The 25,363-nt window shown below is 52.6% G+C and carries 14 protein-coding genes and 3 pseudogenes; 6 read left to right on the forward strand and 11 right to left on the reverse strand.

Annotated features, from left to right (window positions below):
• Window positions 1-1,513: 1,513 nt before the first annotated feature.
• From ABDK09_07725 to ABDK09_07745, 5 genes and pseudogenes are all read left to right on the forward strand, one after another.
• Window positions 1,514-3,230: pseudogene (locus ABDK09_07725) on the forward strand (ABC transporter ATP-binding protein).
• 92 nt (window positions 3,231-3,322) lie between these two features.
• Window positions 3,323-4,879: an ABC transporter substrate-binding protein gene (locus tag ABDK09_07730; protein XAW89590.1), complete on the forward strand. Its 1,557-nt coding sequence runs from the start codon at window positions 3,323-3,325 to the stop codon at window positions 4,877-4,879.
• A gap of 171 nt (window positions 4,880-5,050) precedes the next feature.
• Window positions 5,051-6,029 (forward strand): annotated as a pseudogene (locus ABDK09_07735) (ABC transporter permease).
• Between the two features lie 2 nt (window positions 6,030-6,031).
• Window positions 6,032-6,970 carry an ABC transporter permease gene (locus ABDK09_07740; GenBank protein XAW89591.1) on the forward strand — a complete coding sequence of 313 codons (939 nt, stop codon included), beginning with the start codon at window positions 6,032-6,034 and terminating at the stop codon, window positions 6,968-6,970.
• 131 nt (window positions 6,971-7,101) lie between these two features.
• On the forward strand, window positions 7,102-8,076 hold the full coding sequence (locus tag ABDK09_07745; GenBank protein ID XAW90698.1) for an SPOR domain-containing protein: 975 nt from the start codon (window positions 7,102-7,104) through the stop codon (window positions 8,074-8,076).
• Between the two features lie 53 nt (window positions 8,077-8,129).
• On the opposite strand, the gene ABDK09_07750 is transcribed toward ABDK09_07745, so the two are convergent.
• From ABDK09_07750 to ABDK09_07800, 11 genes and pseudogenes are all read right to left on the reverse strand, one after another.
• On the reverse strand, window positions 8,130-8,447 hold the full coding sequence (locus tag ABDK09_07750; protein ID XAW89592.1) for a hypothetical protein: 318 nt from the start codon (window positions 8,445-8,447) through the stop codon (window positions 8,130-8,132).
• A 61-nt stretch (window positions 8,448-8,508) separates the two neighbouring features.
• Window positions 8,509-10,440, reverse strand: coding sequence for an Ig-like domain-containing protein (locus ABDK09_07755; protein ID XAW89593.1), 1,932 nt, complete (start codon window positions 10,438-10,440; stop codon window positions 8,509-8,511).
• Window positions 10,441-10,663: 223 nt separating this feature from the next.
• Entirely contained in the window at window positions 10,664-10,900 is a 237-nt protein-coding gene (locus ABDK09_07760; protein XAW89594.1) for a hypothetical protein, read from the reverse strand.
• Between the two features lie 52 nt (window positions 10,901-10,952).
• Window positions 10,953-12,236 (reverse strand): hypothetical protein, encoded by a 1,284-nt coding sequence (locus ABDK09_07765; GenBank protein ID XAW89595.1) that lies wholly within the window; start codon window positions 12,234-12,236, stop codon window positions 10,953-10,955.
• Window position 12,237: 1 nt separating this feature from the next.
• Window positions 12,238-12,813, reverse strand: a complete 576-nt coding sequence (locus tag ABDK09_07770; protein ID XAW89596.1) for an ECF-type sigma factor — start codon at window positions 12,811-12,813, stop codon at window positions 12,238-12,240.
• Window positions 12,813-14,258, reverse strand: a complete 1,446-nt coding sequence (locus ABDK09_07775; protein ID XAW89597.1) for a chromosome partitioning protein ParA — start codon at window positions 14,256-14,258, stop codon at window positions 12,813-12,815. The genes ABDK09_07770 and ABDK09_07775 overlap by 1 nt, the downstream gene beginning before the upstream one ends.
• Before the next feature lie 2 nt (window positions 14,259-14,260).
• The gene (locus tag ABDK09_07780) at window positions 14,261-15,592 is read right to left on the reverse strand and encodes a serine/threonine-protein kinase (GenBank protein XAW89598.1); all 1,332 of its coding nucleotides are present in this window, start codon (window positions 15,590-15,592) and stop codon (window positions 14,261-14,263) included.
• Between the two features lie 210 nt (window positions 15,593-15,802).
• Window positions 15,803-18,932, reverse strand: a pseudogene (locus ABDK09_07785) (efflux RND transporter permease subunit).
• A gap of 3 nt (window positions 18,933-18,935) precedes the next feature.
• A complete protein-coding gene (locus ABDK09_07790) occupies window positions 18,936-20,087 on the reverse strand; it encodes an efflux RND transporter periplasmic adaptor subunit (protein XAW89599.1) in 1,152 nt (383 codons plus the stop codon).
• Window positions 20,088-20,720: 633 nt separating this feature from the next.
• Window positions 20,721-22,103, reverse strand: a complete 1,383-nt coding sequence (gene gorA / locus ABDK09_07795) for a glutathione-disulfide reductase (protein XAW89600.1) — start codon at window positions 22,101-22,103, stop codon at window positions 20,721-20,723.
• A gap of 153 nt (window positions 22,104-22,256) precedes the next feature.
• Entirely contained in the window at window positions 22,257-23,096 is an 840-nt protein-coding gene (locus ABDK09_07800) for a 23S rRNA (adenine(2030)-N(6))-methyltransferase RlmJ (GenBank protein XAW89601.1), read from the reverse strand.
• A gap of 160 nt (window positions 23,097-23,256) precedes the next feature.
• Between ABDK09_07800 and prlC the strand changes: the two genes are divergently transcribed.
• On the forward strand, window positions 23,257-25,299 hold the full coding sequence (gene prlC / locus ABDK09_07805) for an oligopeptidase A (GenBank protein ID XAW89602.1): 2,043 nt from the start codon (window positions 23,257-23,259) through the stop codon (window positions 25,297-25,299).
• Window positions 25,300-25,363 lie beyond the last annotated feature (64 nt).

Consider the following 25,363-nt stretch of genomic DNA (forward strand, 5'->3'; position numbering starts at 1 on the left):
ATAGCATCGCGGGTCGTGGGCTGGAGCGCCAGTCCGATCTAATCCCTCTTCACCGACCACCATTCAAAGCCTCGTCAGCAATGACGGGGCTTTTTTACATCTGAATGATTGTGGAGGATGCTTCATAGCATCGCGGGTCGTGGGCTGGAGCGCCAGTCCGATCTAATCCCTCTTCACCGACCACCATTTGAAGCCTCGTCAGCAATGACGGGGCTTTTTTACATCTGAATGATTGTGGAGGATGCTTCATAGCATCGCGGGTCGTGGGCTGGAGCGCCAGTCCGATCGCATCCCTCTTCACCGACCACCATTTAAAGCCTCGTCAGCAATGACGGGGCTTTTTTACATCTGAATGATAGTGGAGGATGCTTCATAGCATCGCTGGTCGTGGGCTGGAGCGCCAGTCCGATCGAATCCCTCTTCACCGACCACCATTTAAAGCCTCGTCAGCAATGACGGGGCTTTTTTGCATCTGGATGATTGTTGGAGGATGCTTCATAGCATCGCTGGTCGTGGGCTGGAGCGCCAGTCCGATCGCATCCCTCTTCACCGACCACCATTTAAAGCCTCGTCAGCAATGACGGGGCTTTTTTGCATCTGGATGATTGTTGGAGGATGCTTCATAGCATCGCTGGTCGTGGGCTGGAGCGCCAGTCCGATCGCATCCCTCTTCACCGACCACCATTTAAAGCCTCGTCAGAAATGACGGGGCTTTTTTACGTTTGTAGGTTCTAGACCCTAGGACCCTAGGATCCTAGGGCTTGATTCTGTACCTGTTGTCTAAGACATTCTGCCAGAACCCAGAACCCAGAACCCAGAACCCAGAACCCAGAACCCAGAAGCTGTATTCCCTTTTCTCACCATTTGTGTGCGTACCATCACTTTTTTTATTTTTATGCGGATTGGTGGGCAATTCCTCTTCTAGTCTTTAAACAGACGTTTCGCACGCGAACCATTTATCTGCCCAGTGTCCGCTTGACGTTGAGTTGAGTCAGTTCACAAAAACGATAAGTTTAATATTCCACTTAATTTTACATTATTGGGTTTAATTTCTGGTTAATAGCTGAATGTCTGGTTTTTATGGTTTAGGTAATGGATTTCATGTGAGATTGTTTCTTTATTGTTAATATTTAGCTCGGCTTGACACTTGCTAAAATATTCATCTGCTCGTTTTTTACAATATCTGCAATATTTGCGCTATATCAGTGTTTAACGCTATGAATATGAGTTAATCTACCGAGTATGGCGAAACATCCGACCACGCTAATATCTAGTTTTAGTGCATATAAATTCGATTATGCTGCTTTAAAGTGGTGCATTATCGATTTTTTATCCTTTTAATGTTGCTTTTGTGTGAAGTTTTCGCCATATTGATGGCCTTATAAATTGCCAGAATATTATACTGGTTTGAATGGATTCACTTGGGCATGCGTTGGTCGACCGCTGATGGTATCGATCGCCGTGAGCCGCAGACAGGGCAGAAAACTGCCGCAGCAGTAGAGGTCTGGTTTAGATGTCACTTTTAGAAGTAAAAAACCTTCGTATTGAATATCCGTCACGCCACGGTGTGCATGCAGCGGTTAAATCGCTGTCTTTCAGCATTGAGCGCGGCGAGATTGTCGGCGTAGTCGGTGAGTCCGGTGCCGGTAAATCGACAGTGGGTAACGCGATTATTGATTTGCTGAGTCCTCCGGGCACTATAGCCGGCGGTGAAGTCTTCCTGGATGGCAAGAAGATCTCTGGCTTGTCTCCGGAAAAAATGCGTGCCGTGCGCGGGTCTAAAATTGGCTTTATCTTCCAGGACCCGATGACCTCACTCAATCCGCTGTTCACCGTAGAGCAGCAGTTGAAAGAAACCATCCATGCCAACATGAAGGTCAGTGATGATGAAGCCTACCAGCGTGCATTGTCACTGATGAAGCAGGTCGGTATCCCGCAACCGGAAAACCGCCTGAAACAGTATCCGCACCAGTTTCTCCGGTGGTATGCGTCAGCGTGTCGTGATTGCTATTGCTCTGGCGGGCGAACCGGATTTGATCATTGCCGATGAACCGACCACGGCACTGGATGTGTCCATTCAGGACCAGATCCTGAGTCTGATCCGCGAGCTGTGCATTAAAAACAATGTCGGCTGTATGCTGGTGACCCACGACATGGGCGTGGTTTCCAACGTGACGGATCGTGTCGCGGTGATGTACCGCGGCGATCTGGTTGAATTCGGTCCGACGGCGAAAGTGCTGGGTGACCCGGATCATCCGTATACCCGCAGCCTGATTTCCGCAGTACCGCGCTCCGACATCAAACTGGACCGCTTCCCGCTGGTCACTTATATCGAAGATGCCGCTGAGCACAAAACCCTGGATATCAAGAATCACTGGCTGGGTCAGAGTCAGGATCAGCGTGAGTACACCGGCCCGCTGCTTAACGTGGAAAACGTCAGCCTGCGCTTTGTGACCAAAGATTCACTGTTTGAAAGTCGCCGCGAGTACGTGCAGGCTTCCAATAATGTCAGTTTCGAGGTGCAGGAAGGAGAGACTTTCGGCCTGGTGGGCGAATCTGGTTCGGGTAAATCGACCATCGCACGCGTCATCGCTGGTTTGTACCAGCCGAATGAAGGCCGGGTGACGTTTGAAGGGCTCGATCTGACGGCGATGAAGTCAGAGAAAGAGCGCCGTCCGGTGCGTCGCCAGATGCAGATGGTGTTCCAGAACCCTTACACCTCAATGAACCCGCGGATGAAGGTCTTCGACATCATTGCTGAGCCGATTCGCTTTCATAAACTGACCAATGGTGAAGGGGAAACCCGCCAAATCGTCAACGACCTGCTCGATTATGTTGGCCTGGGTAAAATGGCCGGGGTGAAGTATCCGCATGAATTTTCCGGTGGTCAGCGTCAGCGTATTTCGATTGCGCGCGCGCTGGCAACCCGTCCGCGTCTGCTTATCTGTGATGAGCCGACTTCGGCGCTGGATGTCTCTGTTCAGGCGCAAATCCTTAACCTGCTTAAAGATCTGCAGGATGAATTAAGCCTGACCATGATGTTCATCAGTCATGATCTGCCGGTGATTCGTCAGATGTGTGACCGGGTCGGGGTCATGAAAATGGGTACCTTGCTGGAAGTGGCGCCGACAGAGCAACTGTTCACAGCGCCGCAGCATGAGTACAGCCAGCAACTGATTTCCTTGATGCCGGAGTTTACCGGCTTGAGAGACGGTGTAAGCGCGGCCTAGCCGCACAGATTGCCGGCCTTTCGGGGCCGGGTTTTGAAACAGAAGCAAATACAACAACTAGGGATTTGGATTCCCGCATAAGGAGTTATGCAATGAAAACCATGAAAAGCAAACTTGCAGTGGCTTTAATGGCAGCTGGCCTCAGCTTTGCCGCCAGCGCAGCTGATATTACTGTGGCTTACGACGCTGATCCGGTATCACTGGACCCGCATGAACAACTGTCAGGTGGTACGCTGCAACTGTCTCACATGGTGTTTGATCCGTTGGTTCGCTACACCCAGGATCTGGACTTTGAACCACGCCTGGCGAGCAGCTGGGAACGTCTGGATGACAAAACAGTCCGTTTCCACCTGCGTGAAGGCGTTAAGTTCCACTCTGGTAACATGATGACAGCAGACGATGTGGTCTGGACGTTTGACCGTCTGCAAAGCTCACCGGATTTCAAAGCGATTTTTGAACCATACGAGAAAATGGTCAAAGTCGACGACTACACGGTTGACCTGGTATCGAAGGGCGCTTACCCGCTGGTACTGCAAACCGCGACCTACATTTTCCCGATGGACAGCAAGTTCTATTCAGGCAAGACCGAAGACGGCAAAGATAAGAGTGAAGTAGTGAAACACGGTAACTCGTTTGCGTCTACCCACCTTTCCGGTACCGGTCCTTTTATCGTAACGCAACGTGAACAGGGCGTGAAAGTCGAATTCGAACGCTTCAAAGACTACTGGGACAAAGATTCGAAAGGTAATGTTGACCATCTGACTCTGGTGCCTATCAAAGAAGATGCGACCCGTGTTGCGGCTCTGCTGTCTGGTGACGTCGACATGATTGCACCGGTGGCGCCGAACGACCACAAACGTGTTGAAGAAGCTAAAGGTGTTGATCTGGTGACCCTGCCGGGTACCCGTATCATCTCTTTCCAGATGAACCAGTCGAGCAATGAAGCACTGAAAGATGTGCGCGTGCGTCAGGCGATTGTCTACGCGATCAATAACCAGGGTATCGTTGATAAAATCATGAAAGGTTTTGCAACGGCTGCCGGTCAGCAGAGCCCGAAAGGTTACGCGGGTTACAATCCTGAGCTGGTGCCGCGTTATGATCTGAAAAAAGCCAAAGAGCTAATGAAAGAAGCCGGTTATGAGAAGGGCTTTAACCTGACGATGATCGCACCGAACAACCGCTACGTTAACGATGCCAAAGTTGCCCAAGCTGCGGCGGCGATGTTGTCGAAGATCGGCATTAAAGTTGATCTGAAAACCATGCCAAAAGCGCAGTACTGGCCAGAGTTTGATAAATGTGCGGCAGACATGCTGATGATCGGCTGGCACTCAGATACAGAGGATTCAGCTAACTTCTCTGAATTCCTGACCATGACCCGCAATGAAGAAACCGGTAAAGGTCAGTACAACTGTGGTCACTACTCAAATCCGGAAGTGGATAAACTGGTGGAAGCGTCAAACGTCGAAACCGATCCGGCCAAACGTGCGCAAATGCTGCAGCAGGTCGAAGCAACATTGTACAACGATGCAGCGTTCGTTCCTCTGCACTGGCAGAACCTGGCCTGGGGCGCGAAATCAACTCTGGACATCAAACCAATCGTCAACCCGATGGAATTCCCATACTTCGGTGACCTGGTAGTCCAAGAGTAAGTTGCGCGTTAAATGGTAACAGGAGCCTCCGTAACCCGGTTGCGGGGGCTTTCTAACCTTAGGTCATTAATCTTGTTTCAGTCGGGTTAGTGGCTGTTTTAAAGGCTGAATAGGGTCCATCGCAGGGCATTAACCCGGATGGATTTAGCATGGAAAGTTAAGGGGCAAGGAATGTTTTCGTTTCTGGTCAAGCGCCTGTTTCAGGCACTGATAGTGATGTTTGTGATCAGTTTGGTGGCGTTTGCCATTCAGGATAACCTGGGCGACCCGCTGCGCGAGCTTGTCGGTCAGTCGGTTTCAGAGACGGAGCGCCAGGCGCTGCGTGATGAACTGGGCCTCAACGATCCCTTCGTAACTAAATACACCCGTTTTATCACTGCTGCGGTGCAGGGCGACCTGGGTTCCTCCTATTTCTTCAAGCGTCCTGCGGTTGAAGTGATTCTCGACAAGCTGGTCGCGACGCTGGAACTGGTGTTCGGTGCCTCGCTGATCATTATTGTCTGTTCAATTCCGCTTGGGGTGTATTCAGCGATACATCCGAAGAGTGTGTTTACTAAGCTGGTCATGGCCGGCAGTAGTATTGGTATTTCGATCCCGGTGTTTCTGACTGCGATTATGCTGATGTATGTGTTCTCGATAGAGCTCGGCTGGCTGCCATCCTATGGCCGCGGTGAAACCGCAAACTGGCTCGGCTGGGAGTCGGGGTTTCTTTACCCTTGATGGTCTCGCACACCTGATCCTGCCTTGTGTCTCGCTGGCCTCCATCATGCTGCCGCTGTTTATCCGCCTGGTCCGTGCCGAGATGCTTGAAGTGCTCAGCTCTGAATACATCAAGTTTGCCAAGGCGAAAGGCCTGGCGATGAACAAGATTTATTACCAGCATGCGCTGAAAAATACCATGCTGCCGGTGCTGACTGTCGGCGGTGTGCAAATCGGCACTATGGTGGCCTACACCATTTTGACGGAAACTGTGTTCCAGTGGCCGGGTACCGGCTTCCTGTTCCTTGAGGCGATTAACCGGGTGGATACGCCGCTTATCACGGCTTACGTGATTTTTGTCGGCCTGATTTTCGTGGTGACCAACACCATCGTGGACCTGATGTATGGTCTGATCAACCCAACCGTTAACCTGACCGGAAAAGGAGCATAATCATGAGCCAGGTAGTTGCAGCTCCTTCACGCTGGGAGCGTTTTAAGCAGTCGGATTTTCTTTACTATTTTCTGCGTGATAAAGTGGCGATGGTCAGCTTTGTCATCTTTATGGTGGTGCTGGTTACGTCTCTGGTGTCACCGTTGATTGCACCGACCAACCCGTACGATTTAACGTCAATCGATATTATGGATTCGGAATTACCGCCATCCTGGCTGGATGGCGGCGATGAGCGCTTCCTGCTCGGCACTGATAACCAGGGGCGCGATATTTTATCGACCATTTTATATGGCTCCCGTTTGTCACTGACGATTGGCTTTCTTGCCGTTGCTTTACAGCTGTTCTTCGGCATCGTGATCGGCTTGTCAGCCGGCTATTTCGGTGGCCGTATTGACAGCTTCCTGATGCGTTTTGCGGATGTACAGCTGTCGTTTTCGACCATGATGGTCGCGATCATTGTATCGGCCATCTTTAAAGCCAGTTTTGGCAGCGAGTTCTACAGTGAATACGCGGTCTTGATGCTGGTGGTGATCATCGGCGTGGCCGAGTGGCCGCAATATGCGCGTACCATTCGTGCCTCTGTGCTGGCTGAAAAGAAAAAAGAGTATGTTGAAGCGGCGCGGGTGATGGGCTTTAAATCACTGCGTATCATGTTTCGTCATATTCTGCCGAACTGTCTGTCGCCGATTCTGGTGATCTCAACTGTACAGGTGGCGAATGCCATCATGTCTGAGGCGGCACTTTCTTTCCTCGGTCTGGGTTTGCCGGTTGACCAGCCATCACTGGGTTCACTGATCAGTATCGGTTTTAACTACATCTTCTCCGGTTCGTGGTGGATTACCATTTTCCCTGGCCTGGTGCTGGTCACCCTGGTGTTGGTGATTAACCTGCTGGGCGACTGGTTACGCGATGTGTTTAACCCGAAAATCTACAAAGGTTGATCAGAGTCGATTGATTTTGTTCGAATAATGTACCTAAACTAAGAGCCGTAAGTGATTGCGGCTCTTTTTTTGCATCTGTAATCGAACGTTGAGCAGTAACCATTGTCACTATGAGTAGGATAACTATGGAGATGAGAGTGGTCGTGATGCCTAAAATCACCCATCGAGTTCTGTTAAGCCTGTCCTGCTGTGCTGTACCTTTGTTTTCTCTGCCGGTACATGCTCAGGAGTTTCTTTGTGATGCGACTCAGGCCGCCAGCAATCAGTTGCCGGTTCTGGATAAAGCGTGTCCGATAGGACAAGGCCTATGGGGTAACTCGGCCCCGAAAAGAAAGGATTCTGACTTCTGGATTCAGTGCGGCTTGTTGACCAAGCCTTTATCGTTGGCCCAGGCCCAGGGTTTGTATCAACATATCTCAACCCATGTCTGGATGAAACCGGAAGACAAAGGAACCCGTTGCCTGATCGGGCCTTACGATGATTTCGCCAAGGCGCGCAAAGATTTGCGTGGCGTGCGCACTGTGACCGGCTACAAGGAAGCTTTTATTCGTGAAGTCGCAAAAAGCACGGCGACGTCAGTGACAGCGGCTGCGCCGGTAAAGCGTGCTCCAGTCGCACCACAAGCTGCACCAAAGCCTGCTAAAGCTCAGACTCCAGCCTCGCAACCTAAACCTGCGGTGTCGCCTAAACCTGTTGTGGCAGCTGAGCCTGCGCAAGCCGCTGCGCTGACCGAAACCCGTGCTTTACCTGCGACTGTTGCGTCTCAGGGCGCCGATATCAGCTTTCGCCATCAGGCGTCACTCAACGGAGTGAGTTATGTTGTGCCTTACACTCTGGCCGACAATGTGCAGTTCTACATGGAGCACAACAAAGCCTGGAACCGGCTCAGCTATGACGGGGCGGAAAAAATGTGCCGCAGCCAGAATATGCGCTTGGCAACCGAGCAGGAGTGGAAGCAGTTACTTAATTCAAAAGTGATGGAACGTGAACAGTGGCCGGTGTACCTGCCGTACTGGGGTGAGGGGCGCAAAGGACTGTTTACCAATGGCAGAACGACCAACCTGAAAGGCACCTCACTGCTGAATGTACTGTGTGTGAAAGGATAGAAAATAACCCCGCATTGCGGGGTTATTGTTACCTAGCCTGATTTGACGTGTTATTAGTCGTTATTGCTCACGCCTGTCCATTGCATGTTGAACTTAACGGCTTCGACATAAGCGCCCTGGGATTCCTTCACCCGGCCGATAAAGCTGTACACGTTGCCAACGGTCAGTGACGGTAAATCAAAGTCGATATTGGCATGGATGATATTGTTTTCGGTATTGTTGTAACACTCGAAGTTATCGTCATAATTACCACCGGATGAGTATTCCCAGCTCAGATCGGCACCGGTAAACAGCATGTGACGGTACAGATTCTGCGCATCTTCACAGGTGAAATCCTCATCGGTGAATTCCAGTACCACGTTGGCATCCATGGCGCCCTCATCACCAATTGACGGCTCATCGTTGATTGACAGGCCAACCCGGCCGACCGCTTCACCACCGTTTCTGGGTTGGCAGAATCATCGGGAAGTAACGCGTGTCGCCATCATCATCGGATTTAAGCTGAATGCGCGCTTCTGCATCGTCGATATTCGAGAAGAAGGTGTAGCGTTCAGTCTCGGCTTCGCCATCTTCTTCCACTGTCCACAGCAAAGTCTGAGCTCCGCTTGAGATCGCACTGGCATCGCTGACACTTAAGGTGACTTCCACATTACCGCCTTCATCCGGATCATAGAAGGTCGCAACCAGGTTATCGCCGTCTACCACATAACTTGCACCACTGGCCAGTTGTGTAGCTTCACTACACTGGGTTAAATTATCCGAACTACGGACGTTTTCGTATATTAGGCCGTCTTCAAAGCGGAAGGTATCACACCATACACTGCTGTAGTTTTGCTCTGTTGAGCCATTCGATGAACCGTGCTCCAGGCGGTACCATGTTGTACCTTCCAGTGAGTGGGTTTCCACCTCAGTCTCTTGACCTTCTAGTACCTCCGGCAAGGTAAATTCGGCCGCTTGCGAGGCTGCACCGTCTTCATCGCGCGCGTTAATCTGGAATGTTACTCCAGCTGAGTAAGCCTGGGTTGGCGTACCAGAGATAGTGGCAATGGCCTGGCTCTGGTCGATAGTTAGGGTCAGGCCTTCGATATCAATTGAACCGGATTCATATTCAGTGATTTCGCCATCCACATCACTGAATAAGCTAGCCAGGCTCAGGGTTTGTTCAAACTGAGTACCTTGTTGTAATTGCCAGCCATCCACAATGGTTTGTAGGGTGGTTTGAGTGTCCGTCACTACAACTGGCGCTTGGTTGCTGGCGGTGATGGTCACCGTTAGAACGACAGACTTAGTACTGATAATATTTTTTTGACTATCAAGATCGCTGGCTTGCAGGGTAATGGTGAATTCACCGCTGTCAGCTACTGGGTTAACCGCACCCAGTACCAGGGTACCGCTTGAGGCCGTGAGCGTAATGCCACTGTCGCCCAGTTCCGTCTCGTTCACAGAAACGGTTGGCGAGGCATTATCTTCATCACTAAACAGGCTGCTGACATCCAGGCTCAATCCGGCAAAGTTATCGTCTTCGCTGATATTCAGGGCAGACAGCTGTTCTTGCAGGGCAGTGACCACTTCGCCATCGGCAGTCATTTGGTAGTTACTGGCGATGGTGGTTGTACCTTCGTCAATCGTCACGACTGGTACGTAATTGGTGGAAGCCAGTTCAGTCTCGTCCATGCTGTCGACAGTTGTTTTGGCTGCTTCGACAATGGTGTCTGCTAGTTCTTCATAGTCCTGGCTGGCGGCATCTGCAGCTGCTTTTGATTCGGTCAGCATCTGAGCCACTTTATGCAAACTGCTGTTCGCTTCGGCGCCAGAGACGAAGTCACTATAAACATCATCCACACTATCGCTCAGTCCCAGAGCTGCAGCGATGGCTGCTTTCGCTTCATCTTCGCTCAGGGTGCTGTCGCTGCTCATTTTGATCGCAACTAGGTCAGTTATTGGTGACACTACGGTAGAGGATGTTGGCGCGCGGAATACCACTTCGTGTGCCATTGCTTGACTTGGGCTGTCCATATCAATGGTGTATTTACCGGCATAAGTCTCGGCATCGTAATCGGCCAGAGCGCTTTGTGCGTTGCCGCCCGGAGTCAGTGTCTGTAGCGCCAGGGTGCCGGTTACGTCTTGAGTTAACTGGTATTGGCCGTTCGCGTCGGTCAGGCCAAATACGATGTCCGTTCCAACTGTCAGTACACCATCGTTGTTGACATCGTCAAACAACACGGCCTGTTTAAAGTAGCCATCAAAACCTGTGATAGTGGTACTTTGCGCGGTGGTTTGGCCGCTGCTATCTGAGCCGCCACCGCCGCCACAGCCAGTTAATGCCATAGCAACTGACACTGCTAGAAAAGTCATCTTTTTCATTATTATTTCCCTGTTGATTGCAAACGAGGACGTCGATGCCTCATTTTTTGCGCTGTTGCATGGTGTTAAGCGCAAAAATAAAAGTTAAAGCGTAAAAATATCGAATCTGAGCCACTTTCTACCTGCTGCAATACACGCTGGCAATATACGGAAAGCAGCATAAAACCCGTAAATTAATTTAATTTTTTTATCATTAGCGGCAGGAAACCAGTCATCATGCGGTTTATGGCGTGATGCTGGGATCGGGCTGGTGATAGATTAAATTGATTTTCAGAGTCTCCAGCCACTGGGTATATTCCGGACGCGGGCGCAGAATATAGGTATAAATTTCGCCTTCAAGCGGGATGTCATATTCGGAATACTCTAGGTCAGAAGAAAGGCTGACCGGCCGCTGATGGGAGTCAAATTCATAACAGGCCGGCGGATAGTTGCCATAATAATCGCCGGAAAATACCATCATGGTTTGCTGATACAGAGTCGGGCCGGTCAGAGAAGAAAAGGCAAAATAAGGCTCAAACTGACGACAGGAGAGATCGCCTTGATCGGATAAAATATTCAGGTCTGAGTCTGCCGGTTGATAATAATTGACGTTGTCGAAGCGGCGGTCGTAAATGTAGTTGCCCATACTGACCCAGTAATAGTTTCTGTTGCTCGTCCATCAGCAGATAATCAAAGGATCCCCCCTGATAGAGGTACTGGCCGGTATCACCGTTGAGGCGCGCTTCTGCTGCCTCGCGGGCATCGGACAGGGTGTCGGTTTGATATTCGTCGCCGTCATAGCTGGTGACTAGAAAATTGTTGCTGTTATAGATGCGTGACGGATAGCTTTGGCGAAAAATCCAGCTGTAGAACTGGTTGGAATCAAGACTGAAGTCGATTTGTTGCGTCTTGCGCTGATAGGTTCCGGCGCGTTGCAGCGCTGCGCTGTCGGGACAATCGAGGCGGGTTTGCCCCATAGCGTAATAGACCACCCCTTTACTGAGGTAGAATAGTTCACAATACAGCACATCATAATCATAGTGTTGGCCGTCCAGCTGGCGCGTGGTCTGGATACGGTATAGGTAGGTATCCTCCAGTTGCTGGGTATCCTGCTCGTTTTCAGTTGACTCGACTGGCAGGATAAAACTGGTGCTTGGCCAGGTCTCATCCGCATGGGCATCATCACTTGCTTCAATCAGCAGCGTCGGGGCGCCGCTATCCGGCTCCGGTGTGCCGCTTACAGTCAGCAGCTGAGCCAGGTTGAGTCGCAGGGCAGTACTGGTGACGGATACCCGGTAGGAGATCAGATCGCCTTCCGGGTCGGTGAACAGGTCACTGATATCGACCTGATAACGCACGGCATTCCCCGGGCTGAGTTGCCAGGTTGCAATTTCGTCACTGATGCGTTGATAGGCTTCGCTGTTCAGTTGCGGCGGCTGGTTATCTTCTTCGGCGCTGGCTGTATCACTCTCTGCCGTCGTGACGGTTTTCACCCCGGCGTCCGTGTTGTCAGGCGCTGTGTCCTCAGCGGGTTGTTCTGTCTCAGGTTCAAGCTCACTGTCACCGCTCTCAGCCTCATCTGTGGCGTCGGCTGGTGAGCGGCTTGCGTTGTTATCGGCGCTATGTGAGCCGGCAGAGAGGGGCTGTGCGGACGCGGCGGCGTGCAATGCGCTGTGACTGTCCGGCCACCAAGCATGGCCCGGTGTTAACCCGCGCTGGGCGGTTTCATCCGTAGCCAGTTGCTCGGTGCGTGAGTCGGCGGGCCACAGCAGCCAGGCACCTAACATGGCAGCACTGAGTGAAACAAAGACGCGCATCTTAACTCAGCCTCGACTGGAACCAGCACAAGGCGAATTTGAGATCTTTTTCGATTAGGCTGCGGCTGCACTCCAGCAATTCACTGATTTCGTCGACTTTCATGCCAATCAGGTATTTGAGCTTGAGTGCGTTGGACTGGCGCGGGTAGCGGGCACTGAAGGTATCCAGAGTTTTGTCCATGATGACGAGCTGTTCAAACGAGGCTGAAGAGTCACGATCGCCCTGTGTCAGCAGGGTGACCGGCTGACGTTTTTGTGCCTGCTTATGGCGGGCATGGTCGATCAGAATCTGGCGCATGATTTTGGCCGCTTTAAGATAAAAATCGCGCCGGTGCTGTACATCATCGAGATCCGTCTGCGACAAGCGCAGATACGCTTCATGCACCAGCGCGGTGGTGCTGTGAATGCTGTCATTGAGGATCGGGTTGCTGTCACCGTATTTACTTGCGTTGCGCGCCTGTTCCTGTTCGGCAAGGCGGCGCAGTTGGGCATAAGCAATATGATAAAGCTCACCTTCTGCAGATTTGTCACCCTGCTTCCAGTTGTGCAGCACTTGTGTAAAGGGTGAAGAGACCATTAGCTGTCCTTATGCTGTTTGGTAAATTCGTCGACATTCAGGGTTTGCATCGATTCCTGGCCATCCACCGCGCGCTGTTTGCGTTGCTGATAGCGATACAAAATCCCCTGATCCCAGTCGTGACCTGCCGGCAGATATTCCCAGCTGGTAAATTGCGGGCCGCGCTCCGGTTCAAACCAGGTCACGGTAATGTTGAGATCGCCCAGATTGACCGAATTGCCCGGTTTTTGCAGCCACCACATGTCGCGATACTGCGCCGTGACGTCCCGGGTGTAGTCTTGTGGTCCGGACGGACATTCACTGACAGATTCGGGGCCGAGCAGAACCTGGCTGGCGGTGATTCGCAGGCACTGATGCTGAATGCCTGAGGTGAGGTAGCGGGTGCGTAACCAGATGCCCTGCAACGGAATGTGGTCGCCCTTACCGTTCGGGTAGGTGAACCACATCATCTCACTGCGGTTGTTGTGGCTGACGCGGGCTTTATGGCCCAGTCCCTGCGATTTCTCCATGAACAGCTCGGTGAGCGGATCAAAATTCATTGCTATGGTGCGGTATTTCCAGTCGCCTTCGTCGTCAAAGTCCTCGACATAAAAGCCGTTGAGGTCGTTACGGGTACAGCCGTGCCGGGCGCAGCCAATCAGACCAGCCTCATGGGCAAACTGGCCCAGCGGATGCTCTACTGCCTCGGTTAGACCTTGCTCAGGTCTGAGCTGGCAGCCGTTAAAGTGATCTCCAATCGCCGGATACTCGGTCAGTGTTTCCGCTCCGACTGAAAAGCGCGTTTTACCTATCGGGGCAAAGTAATTGGGATGAGCGGCGCGATCGAGATTGTAAGCGCAGATTTTTCCCTGCCAGTCTTTTTTGGGGACCAGGCTGGTTTCGTACATCACACCTTTGGGCCGGTAAATAACCTCGTCGGAAACAAAATTCTGCTCAATATAGTGCTGGCTCTGATTGAGGTGTTCGACCGCTTGCTGAGTCGAGACCAGAGGCAGATTAAGTGCCGCAAGATGATCGTCAAGAAATGACAAGTCGAGCTGTTTAAGCTGCTGAATAAAATGCCGGTCAGTCAGTGCCTGGCTGAGCAGCGTGATCTCTTCGCGGTTTTGTGGGGTCGTATCGAGCGAAAGCAGTAAACGGGTCATGTTCACACTGCGGCTGACCTGAGTACTGGCCAGCGTCGGGGTCACCACTTCCTGACCGCTCAGGGTGGTGAGCAGATAGCCGTGTTCGTCCAGGCCGAGGTAAAAGCGGATCACATCGCCGGGATGATAGGAGAATTGCCCTTTTTGGGTCGTGCCGCTCAGCCCTGAACTGGTGCGATAAAACAAGCCGGTAACCGGCGCATCAATAAAATAGCCCTGCTGCGTATCGGGCGCAGCAGCCAGCGGGGTCGTTGCCAACAGGCTGGAGAGAAACAGGATCAGGTTAGTTTTGAGGTTCATGGTTACTTTGATGTCGCTGGCTGTGCTGTGGGTGAATTGTGCTGCTTTTGCGGCGTCGGGGTGAGCAGCGCCAGCAACATTTTCTGTTTGATGTGTTGCGGGATCTCGGGATTAGACAAAATCCGGCGCCGGGTGATCTCGAGCATGGCATCGATACTCAGAGGCTGATCGAGCGAGTTTTTACTGTGAAACAGTAACTGGGTCAGTTCGAACAGCATGTTGTCAGTGATCTTTTTTTCTGCCGACAGCTGGTGGTTTTTCTCGATCACTGCCGAGGTGAAACTGGCTCCGGATGCTAAGAGTAACGAGACTAATAAGCAGTAAAACGGCCGTCGTTGCACCAGGCGTTTGAGCAGGTAAAACGGCATATGCTGGCGCAGGGAGATAGGGCGCAGAGCCAGCAGGTGCTCTGAATCATGGCGCAAATCACCGACACTGAGGTAGCGCTGCTCGGTGTTGGTCTCGGTGGCCTTGCGGATGATATACGCCAGATCCGAATCTGCTTTCGGTGCCGGAAACAAGGTATGCAGGATTTTGCCCAGCGAATAGACGTCACTCTGCTGGGTGAGGTATTCGCCTTGCTTTTGCTCCGGACTGGCGTACTGGCTGCTGAATGCGAGCAGCGCTGAATCCTTGTCTCCGGCCGCGTGCTGTTTGAGCTTCTGGGTCAGGTTGAAATCGATCAGCTTGGGCTGGTTTCCCGTGGTGATAAGGATGTTAGCCGGTTTGAGATCAGCATGCAGAACCTGGTGATCATGGGCGTGCTCGACCGCCTGACAGATACGGATAAACAGCTGCAGTCTGTCCTGCCGGGTTAAATTCTGCTGCTGCAGATAGCTGTCCAGTGTCGGGCCGTGAATATATTCCATTACGATATAGACCTGATCGCGAAACAGGCCGCCGTCATACACTTTCGCGATTCCGGGATGGTTGAGGCGAGCGAGGATTTGCGCTTCGGTAAACAGTGCCCGCTGGCCAAGTTGCGCGATGATGTGTGGCTGGATGAGCTTGATGGCCAGTTGCTGTTCGTAAGTATTATCAGCGCGGGTGGCGGCAAAGACGACGCCGAGACCGCCGCGGCCGATTTCCTCATGCAGCTGATATTTGTCGATCAGTTGGTGTGAGTAATCCGCTTCGTCCTCGGCCCACTCTAAAGCGTGATGAGAAAGCACCTGATGCAAACTGGTTGTTGCTGAGGCGGTCAGCAGCAGCAGCACTTCCTGATAAAGATCAGGTTGCCCGACCCGTAAACGCTCGATGGCCTGCTGTTGCTCGGGCTCGCTGAGATCCAGCCAGTCGTAAAAAAATTGTGTTGAGGAGTCAGGTGCTTGCACGGATTTTTATCGTATGAATAACCACATCCGTAGTGTATCCAAAATATATGTATAAAGTGAAACATATTCTTAATACTGCTACAACCTGTTGCGATTTGGACCTGACAGTGGTGATTTGAGCCGCACATTACCAGACGCCGCGTATAAAAAATGCCCACCGACCTCAGGCCGATGGGCATTGTTACTTAGATTGAGTGTCAGATTGAACGATTAAGCGTCAGTCGGAATCTTATGCGGTTTGGTGCCGAACAGTTTCATCACCATCACAAAGAAGACCGGTACGAAGAAAATCGCCAGGATAGTTGCTGCCAGCATACCACCCACAACACCCCAACCGATCGCGTTACGGCTTGCCGCACCGGCACCGGTACTCAGAGCCAGTGGCAGTACGCCAAGAATAAACGCGAATGAGGTCATCATGATCGGACGCAGACGCATACGGCACGCTTCGACGGTCGCTTTGACCAGATCCATGCCATCGTCATACAGGTCTTTGGCGAATTCCACGATCAGGATGGCGTTTTTCGCTGATAGGCCAATGGTGGTCAGCAGGCCAACCTGGAAGTAGATATCGTTCGACAGCGACTTGGTGGTTGCTGCCAGAATCGCACCAAATACCCCCAGAGGGACGACCAGGATGATGGAGAAACGGGACACTCCAGCTTTCGTACAACGCAGCCAGGCTGAGGAATACGATTAAGATAGACAGAGCGTACAGGAACGGTGCTTGAGAACCGGTCTGGATTTCCTGGTACGAGGCACCAGTCCATTCCAGGCCAATGCCTTCCGGCAGTTGGTCAACAATTTCCAGAATCGCCTGCATTGCATCACCGGTACTCTTACCCGGCGCAGCTGAACCCTGAATGTTCACGGCCGGTACGCCGTTAAAGCGTTCCAGACGAGGTGAACCGAATGACCAGCGCGTGGTGGCAAAGGCATCGAACGGTACCATATCACCATCGGCGTTACGCACGTGCCACAGGCTGAGATCATCCGGAGTCATACGGTAAGGCGCATCGGCCTGAACGTAAACCCGTTTGACCCGGCCGTTATCGATGAAGTCGTTAACGTAACTCGAACCGAGAGCCGTTGACAGCGTTGTGTTGATATCCGATACCGTCACACCCATTGCCATCGCTTTTTCATAGTCGATATCAATGCGGAACTGCGGGGTATCTTCCATACCGTTCGGACGTACCTGGGTCAGGTTCGGGTTAGAACCGGCCATACCCAGCAGTTGGTTACGTGCTTCGATCAGTTTTTCGTGACCCAGGTTAGCGGTGTCAGTCAGGTAAGCATCAAAACCACTTGCACTACCCAGGCCTTGGATTGCCGGGATGTTGAACGAGAAGATTTGTGCTTCTTTGATTGGCGCAAACGCCGGGTACGAACGGCCGATTACCGCATCGACCGACTGGCCAGGCTCAGTCCGTTCATCCCAGTCTTTGAGACGCACAAACGCCATACCCATGTTCTGGCCCTGACCGGCGAAACTAAAGCCGGCGACGGTAAACACAGAAACCACCAGATCTTTTTCATCTTCCTGGAAGTGCTTACGCACTTTATCCATCACCGCCAGGGTTTGTTCCTGGGTGGAGCCTACCGGCAGCTGGACGATTGACAGGAAAATACCCTGGTCTTCTTCCGGTACAAACGAGGTTGGCAGACGTGTCCACAGTGTGGCCAGAATGCCGACAATCACGCCGTATACCAGCAGGTAACGCCAGCGACGGTTAACACCTTTGCCGACCGTGTTCTGATAGCCTTGGGTACCACGGTCAAACCACTTGTTGAACCAGGCCAGCGGGCCGGATTTAACATGGTGATCTTCGCCTTTTTTCACCGGCTTAAGCATGGTTGCACACAGTGCCGGAGTCAGGATCATCGCCACCAGCACGGACAGTACCATTGACGACACAATGGTCAGTGAGAACTGACGGTAGATCGCACCCGCCGCGCCACCAAAGAACGCCATCGGAATAAATACTGCACTCAGTACCATAGCGATACCGACCAGAGCGCCGGTGATCTGGCCCATCGATTTACGGGTTGCTTCACGTGGCGGCAAGCCGTCTTCGGTCATGACCCGCTCAACGTTTTCCACCACCACGATGGCATCATCCACCAGCAGGCCGATAGCGAGAACCAGACCAAACATGGTCAGGGTGTTGATTGAGAAGCCGAACGCTGCCATAACCCCGAAGGTACCAAGCAGAACCACGGGTACCGCGATGGTTGGGATCAGCGTGGCTCGGAAGTTTTGCAGGAATAGGTACATCACGAAGAATACCAGTACCACAGCCTCCAACAGGGTGTGGACTACTTCTTCAATCGAGATTTTCACGAACGGCGTGGTATCGTACGGATACACCACTTCGATGTTGTCCGGGAAGGTTGGCTGCAGCTCAGCCAGACGCGCACGGACTGCATCTGCAGTGTCCAGAGCGTTAGCACCGGTCGCCAGCGTGATCGCAATACCTGAGGCGTAGTTACCGTTGTAACGGGCCGCGGTCTGATAGTTTTCCGCACCAAGTTCAACACGGGCGACGTCTTTAAGACGAATCTGAGCGCCGTCGGTGTCTACTTTCAGCAGGATATTCTGGAACTCTTTGACCGTGGTAAAGCGGCTTTGTGCGGTAATGGTCGCGTTAAGCTGCTGACCTTCAATAGCTGGTGCCGCACCCAACTGACCGACCGATACCTGGGTGTTTTGCGCGCTAATCGCGCTGCTTACTTCCGCAGGTGTCAGCTGGTAGTTGCTGAGTTTGTTTGGATCAAGCCAGATACGCATTGCGTGCTGGGCACCGAACACACGAACTTCACCCACACCCTGAACACGGCTCAGCGGGTCTTTGACCTGCGATACCATGAAGTCAGAGATTTCGGTGTTGTTCATGCTGCCGTCTTTCGAGATAAAGCCGACAACCATCAGGAATGAACTGGAGGACTTGGCCACCGTCAGACCTTGCTGGGTTACTTCATTCGGCAGGGTCGCTTCCGCCAGCGATAACTTGTTCTGCACCTGAACCTGGGCGATATCCGGATCGGTACCGGAATCGAAGGTCAGGGTGATACTGAAGTTACCGGCAGAATCACTGGTCGCTGACATGTAGAGCAGGTTGTCGATACCATTCATGTTCTGTTCGACAATCTGGGTGACGCTGTTTTCTACCGTGTCCGCAGATGCGCCCGGATAAGAACCGGAAATCGATACCGCTGGAGGCGCGATATCCGGATATTGCGAGACGGGCAGTGTCAGTATCGACAACACACCCGCCAGCATGATGATGATGGCGATCACCCACGCAAATATTGGGCGATCTATGAAAAATCGTGCCATGTCTTATTGTTCCTTAGAAGCTTCCAGGACTTGAGGAGTGACAGCGCTGCCCGGGCGGATTTTCTGGATTCCGTTGACAACCACTTGTTCACCGGCTTTCAGGCCAGAGTCAATCAGCCACTGATTACCGATGGTGTTGCTGGTCACTACCATACGCGATTCAATCTTGTTGTCGGCTGTGACGACAAATACCGAGGCTTCACCACGGGCGTTACGGGTGACTGCTGCCTGAGGAACCAGGATGCCGTCATCACGATGCTCGGTCGGCACTGCGGCGCGTACGTACAGGCCCGGTAGCAGGAACTGATTCGGGTTATCGACGGTGGCGCGCACGTTGACCGTACCGGTATTTTCGTTAACAGAGACTTCAGCAAACTGCAGTGTCGCACGCTGGTCAATTGGCGTACCGTCATCGAGGAACAGCTTGATACCGCTCAGCTCTTTTCTTTCCATACCCGTGGCCTGACGCAGTTTTAGCAACTCATTACTTGGCTGAGACAGGTCGACATAAAGCGGATCCAGCTGTTGAATGGTGGCCAGAGCACTGGTCTGGTTAGCCGTTACCAATGCACCTTCGGTGATCAGAGTACGACCGATACGGCCGGAAATCGGCGCGGTAATCTTGGTGTAGTCGAGGTTGATTTCAGCCGAATTCACATTCGCTTTTGCTTCTTCAACCGATGCCAGCGCTTGCTTGTAGCTTGCCTGAGCATCTTCATAATCCTGTTGGCTGACTGAGTTTTTCTTCACCAGTTCACTGTAACGTTTGGCCTGAAACTGAGCCTGAACCAGGCTGGCTTCGGAACGGGCCAGGCTTGCTTTGGCACTCGCCAGTGCAGCTTGATAAGTGGACGCATCCAGTTCAAACAGCACGTCGCCTTTTTTGACCTGGCTGCCTTCCACAAACAGTCGTTTGGTGACAATACCGCTCACCTGAGGACGTACCTCAGCAATGCGGTAGGCGCTGGTGCGACCCGGCAGCGTGCTGGTGACATCGACCGGCTGAGGCGTGATGGTGACCACATCGACCGCTACTGGTGGTGGTGCACTGTCGCCACCAGCTTGTGGTGTGGCATCTGGCTGACAACCTGCCAGCGCAATTGCGGCTACAATTGCGGCTAGCCACTGTTTAGAAAAGGCTTTACCGTCGCCCATAATTTCTCTCTCCTTTACCACTTAGAACGCATTAAACTCAGTGATCCCTTTAGGTATACGTACAAACCACCGCTCAGATTCACCGGCTCAAATGTCTTTGTGAGAATGCTGATTAATTGCAAAGCCTCTCAACACCCGATGTCATCCTGATGAACCCAGGTAAAAAATCGCATGTCTGGCTGCTGGATAGAACTCTGTCATTTATTACACAATTGGACAAGTAAATTTTGCTGCACAGATGGACAATTAATAAAAAGACACAATTTTATCGGATTTTTCCCGTCGGAATTGTCGCATCTAATGCATTCTGATGCATGCGTAAATTTGTTGCTGGTCGTTTTTAAATCGGCAGTACGTTAAATAACTAAAGCAGAAGCTGTGCCAGACAGGGTAGCAAGAGGTAAATAAAGCGCCCTCAGGCAGGCGAGCTCTCAGGCCGCGTTGAAAGTGGTGACTGAGTTGGCTGAGTAAGCCGCCTCTGGGGCTGGTGAGGTGTCAGAACGCCCAATGCTCGTGCGACGAGGTCAGTTTGGTGCGGATGACGGGCAACATAACGCTTCCGCAGAGGTTGAGGGTGGATAGTCAGATGGCCGGGAGCTGAAATACAAAAAGGCCGAGAAACTCGGCCTTTATTCACTGGGATAAGGGGCAGGTGCGCCTTAGCGCATCGTGACGAAACTCTTCGCTGCCGGTCGGGTGGATCGCGACCACGGAATCGAAGTCCGCTTTGGTTGCGCCCATCTTCATTGCCACGGCAAAGCCCTGGATCATCTCATCGACCGTGAAACCGATGCCGTGCAGGCCAACCACGGTTTCTTCATCGCCGGCACACACTAGTTTCATTTTACATGGCTGACGGTGCTTGGTGACTGCGGTGTACATCGCGGTGAAGCCTGAAGTGTAGACTTTCACTTGGTCGGCGCCGTATTGTTCAACCGCTTCCTGCTCGGTCAGGCCGATGGTGCCGATTGGCGGGTGACTGAACACCACAGTCGGTACCAGGCTGTAGTCCATCTTGGCTTCCGGTTTGTTGTTGAACAGACGCTCAGACAGCTGACGGCCGGCTTTGACCGCGACCGGAGTCAGCTCGATACCGCCTTGCATAATATCGCCGACGCAGTAGATGCCCGGGACGTTGGTCGCCTGATAAGCGTCGACCTTGATGTAGCCTTTGTCATTGGTGGCAACACCAGTTGCGGCCAGGTTGATGGCATCAGTGGCCGGGTGACGGCCGATTGCCCAGATCAGGGTGTCAACATTGCAGCTTTCACCGTTTTCCAGATGCAGGGTCAGGCTGCCATCGGCTTCTTTAGTCACTTCTTTTGGCACGCTGTGGGTGTGCAGCTGCGGGCCTTCTGCAGCCATTACTTCAACCAAAGTATCAATGATCATCGGGTCGAAGCTGCGCAGCGGTGATTCTTTACGGCACAGCAGGTGGGTTTTGGTACCCAGAGCGTTAAGCACACCGGCAATTTCTACCGCGATGTAACCTGCGCCAACCACGGCAACGCGTTTTGGCTGTTCATTCAGGTCGAAGAAGCCGTTCGAGTCGATACCGTACTCAGCGCCCGGGATGTTGGGGATGCTCGGACGGCCGCCGACAGCGATCAGAATATGATCAGCAGTGTAGTGCTCGCCGTTCACTTCCACGGTTTTGGCGTCGACAAACTTAGCAAAGCCACGAATCACTTCAACTTTGTTGTTGCCCAGCACGCGGTCGTAAGACTGGTGGATACGGCCGATGTAAGCCTGACGGCTTTCAACCATTTTGCTCCAGTCGAAGTTTTTCACTTCAACATCGAATCCGTAATCTTCCGCGTACAGGTTCATGGCTTCTGCCACTTGCGCGCCGTGCCACATCACCTTTTTCGGTACACAGCCGACGTTGACACAGGTGCCGCCCAGATCTTTGGCTTCAATCAGAGCCACTTTGGCGCCGTACATGGCTGCGCGGTTGGCTGACGCGATGCCGCCACTGCCGCCACCGATACAGATATAGTCAAAATGTGTTGCCATTACTTTCTCCCGTCAGGCAGGGGCGAGTGGTGTCGCATGCCCTGCGTGTTTTTAATATGTATCATCAGTAGATGGAGGACAGAACGTCAGAACTCAATCCCTGAAGTTAACGTTTCTGGTTCCCGGGGTTCTCGCTCCCGGGAGCGGAGTCATTTACTCCGGCACAATCCATTCCACTTTGTAGTGGCCGGTAGCCGGCGCAATGGCCTGCTTGAGGAACGGCAGGATGGTTTCCATCTGACTTTCCAGTTTCCACGGCGGGTTAATCACTATCATGCCAGAGGCAGTCATGCCACGCTCGTTGGTATCCGGTGAAACCCCGAGTTCAACTTGTAAAATTTTGCTAATGCCGAGCCCCTGCAGGCCTTCAATCATATCTTCGATATCGCAGCGGTTGACCACCGGATACCAGATAGCATAGATGCCGGTCGCCCAGCGCTTGTAGCTCTGGGCAATCGCATTGACCACGTCACGGTACTCTTTGGCCAGTTCATACGGCGGGTCAATCAGCACCAGACCGCGGCGCTCTTTCGGCGGCAGGCTGGCTTTGAGGCGGGCGAAACCGTCCTCTTTAAAAATCGCTACCTGACGGTCGCGATGGAATTCCTGCTCCAGCAGCGGGTAGTCGCTCGGGTGCAGTTCGGTCAGTACCATGCGATCGTTGGCGCGCAGGTGAGCACGCGCCACGCGCGGCGAACCCGGGTAGTAGCGCAGCTCGTCACCCTGATTAAGCGCTTTAATTGACGTCAGGTAGCTCTGGATATCTTCCGGCACATCCGCCTGCTGCCACAAACGGGCGATGCCCTGTTTGTACTCGCCGGTTTTTTCCGACCACTCATGGGTCAGATCGTAGCGGCCGACGCCGGAGTGGGTGTCGTGATAAACAAATGGCTTATCCTTCTGCTGCAGGGACGTCAGGATTAAGCTTTGTACGATGTGTTTCACCACATCGGCGTGGTTTCCGGCATGGAAACTGTGTCGGTAACTTAACAATTTGCGCTCTCTCACCCGGTCGCGGGGTGCTGGTCAGTTCAAAAAACATTATCGCCGATTATACGCCAGTATTGAAAATTGCTGAACCTGGCTATATCTATTAACGTAATAGCCAGTGAATATCATTCACTTACCCTCTTTCGATCAAAAGGAACGTTCTATGTCTAATCCACTTCTGACCTTTACGGATTTGCCACCGTTTTCTGCTATCAAACCAGAACACGTCAAGCCTGCGCTTGAAAAGGCGATTGAAGATTGCCGTGCAAAGATCAACGCCGTACTGGAAGGAAATACCGAGCCTAGCTGGGATAATGTCATCGCTCCGATCGAAGAAGTGGATGATCATCTGAGCCGCATCTGGTCACCGGTCAGTCACATGAACTCGGTCACCAACAGTGAAGAGCTGCGTGAAGCGTACGAAAGTTGCCTGCCGCTGCTGTCGGAATACAGCACCTGGGTTGGTCAGCACAAAGGGCTGTTTAAAGCCTATCAGGCGATCAAAGCCAGCGAAGCGTTTGCCACGCTGAGCCGCGCGCAGCAGAAAACCGTGACCGACGCGCTGCGTGATTTCGAATTGTCCGGTATCGGCCTGCCTAGCGATGAGCAGAAACGCTATGGTGAAATCAGCAAGCGTATGTCTGAACTGGGCTCTAAATTCTCCAACAATGTGCTCGATGCCACTATGGGCTGGAGCAAACACGTGACGGACGTCAACGAGCTGTCCGGCATGCCGGAATCAGCGCTGGCAGCGGCGGAAGCGGCGGCGGAAGCCAAAGGCCTGACCGGTTACCTGCTGACACTGGATATCCCATCCTATCTGCCGGTGATGACCTACTGTGACAACCAGGCGCTGCGTCAGGAGTTGTACGAAGCTTATGTGACCCGCGCTTCGGACCGTGGCCCGAATGCCGGTAAATGGGACAACAGCGAAATCATCGCTGAGCAGCTCAAGCTGCGCTATGAAATTTCGCGTATGCTCGGTTTTAACACCTACAGCGAAAAATCACTGGCGACCAAAATGGCGGAATCGCCACAGCAGGTGATGGATTTCCTCAATAATCTGGCCACCAAAGCCAAGCCGCAGGGCGAGCGCGAAGTAGAAGAGCTGCGCCAGTTTGCCGAGCAGGAGTTTGGCGTCACCGAACTGAAACTTTGGGATATCGCTTACTACAGTGAAAAACAGAAACAGCACCTGTTCCAGATCTCGGATGAAGAGCTGCGCCCTTACTTCCCGGAACACAAGGTGGTGAACGGCCTGTTTGAAGTGCTGAGCCGCGTGTTCGGTATGCAGGTCAAAGAGCGTGAAGGCGTGGATACCTGGCATGAGTCAGTGCGCTTTTTCGATATTTTCGACAGCAATGGCGCGCTGCGTGGCAGCTTCTACCTGGATCTGTATGCGCGTGAACACAAACGTGGCGGTGCCTGGATGGACGAATGCCGTGTGCGCCGTATTAATGCCGCTGGTGAACTGCAAACTCCGGTGGCGTACCTGACTTGTAACTTCAATCGTCCGGTCGGTGATAAACCGGCGCTGTTTACCCATGATGAAGTGGTGACCCTGTTCCACGAAACCGGCCACGGCATTCACCATATGCTGACTCAGGTTGAAGTGGGCGCGGTATCGGGCATCAATGGTGTGCCTTGGGATGCGGTTGAGCTGCCAAGCCAGTTCCTTGAGAACTGGTGCTGGGAAGAAGAGGCGCTGGCGTTTATCTCCGGCCATTACCAGACCGGTGAGCCGCTGCCAAAAGCGATGCTGGAAAAAATGCTGGCGGCGAAAAACTTCCAGTCGGCGATGTTTATCCTGCGTCAGCTTGAATTTGGCCTGTTCGATTTCACTCTGCACACCACTTACGATCCGGATCAGGGACCGAAAGTGCTGGAAACGCTGGCGGAAGTGAAGAAAAAAGTGGCAGTGCTGCCAAGCCTGGAGTGGAACCGCTTCTCGCACAGCTTCAGCCATATTTTTGCCGGTGGTTACAGCGCCGGTTACTACAGCTATCTGTGGGCGGAAGTGTTGTCGGCCGATGCGTTCTCCCGCTTCGAAGAAGACGGTATTTTCAACCGCGAGACCGGCCTGAGCTTCCTGAATAACATTCTGGAAATGGGCGGCAGTGAAGAGCCGATGGAGCTGTTCAAACGCTTCCGTGGCCGCGAGCCGCAAATTGATGCGCTGCTGCGTCACGCCGGAATTGCCGCGTAAGTACGCAACCCAAGCCGCGAAAATCAAAGGCCAGCCTCCCGAGGCTGGCCTTTTGCTGTTAAAC

The organism is Vibrio sp. CDRSL-10 TSBA (assembly GCA_039696685.1).
Lineage (GTDB): Bacteria > Pseudomonadota > Gammaproteobacteria > Enterobacterales > Vibrionaceae > Vibrio.

Excerpts from the sequence above, each read along its gene's own strand:
- ABDK09_07730 (XAW89590.1), top strand. The coding sequence starts at position 3,323 with ATGAAAACCATGAAAAGCAAACTTGCAGTGGCTTTAATGGCAGCTGGC.
- ABDK09_07740 (XAW89591.1), top strand. The coding sequence starts at position 6,032 with ATGAGCCAGGTAGTTGCAGCTCCTTCACGCTGGGAGCGTTTTAAGCAG.
- ABDK09_07745 (XAW90698.1), top strand. The coding sequence starts at position 7,102 with ATGAGAGTGGTCGTGATGCCTAAAATCACCCATCGAGTTCTGTTAAGC.
- ABDK09_07750 (XAW89592.1), bottom strand. The coding sequence starts at position 8,447 with ATGGATGCCAACGTGGTACTGGAATTCACCGATGAGGATTTCACCTGT.
- ABDK09_07755 (XAW89593.1), bottom strand. The coding sequence starts at position 10,440 with ATGAAAAAGATGACTTTTCTAGCAGTGTCAGTTGCTATGGCATTAACT.
- ABDK09_07760 (XAW89594.1), bottom strand. The coding sequence starts at position 10,900 with ATGATGGTATTTTCCGGCGATTATTATGGCAACTATCCGCCGGCCTGT.
- ABDK09_07765 (XAW89595.1), bottom strand. The coding sequence starts at position 12,236 with ATGCGCGTCTTTGTTTCACTCAGTGCTGCCATGTTAGGTGCCTGGCTG.
- ABDK09_07770 (XAW89596.1), bottom strand. The coding sequence starts at position 12,813 with ATGGTCTCTTCACCCTTTACACAAGTGCTGCACAACTGGAAGCAGGGT.
- ABDK09_07775 (XAW89597.1), bottom strand. The coding sequence starts at position 14,258 with ATGAACCTCAAAACTAACCTGATCCTGTTTCTCTCCAGCCTGTTGGCA.
- ABDK09_07790 (XAW89599.1), bottom strand. The coding sequence starts at position 20,087 with ATGGGCGACGGTAAAGCCTTTTCTAAACAGTGGCTAGCCGCAATTGTA.
- gorA (XAW89600.1), bottom strand. The coding sequence starts at position 22,103 with ATGGCAACACATTTTGACTATATCTGTATCGGTGGCGGCAGTGGCGGC.
- prlC (XAW89602.1), top strand. The coding sequence starts at position 23,257 with ATGTCTAATCCACTTCTGACCTTTACGGATTTGCCACCGTTTTCTGCT.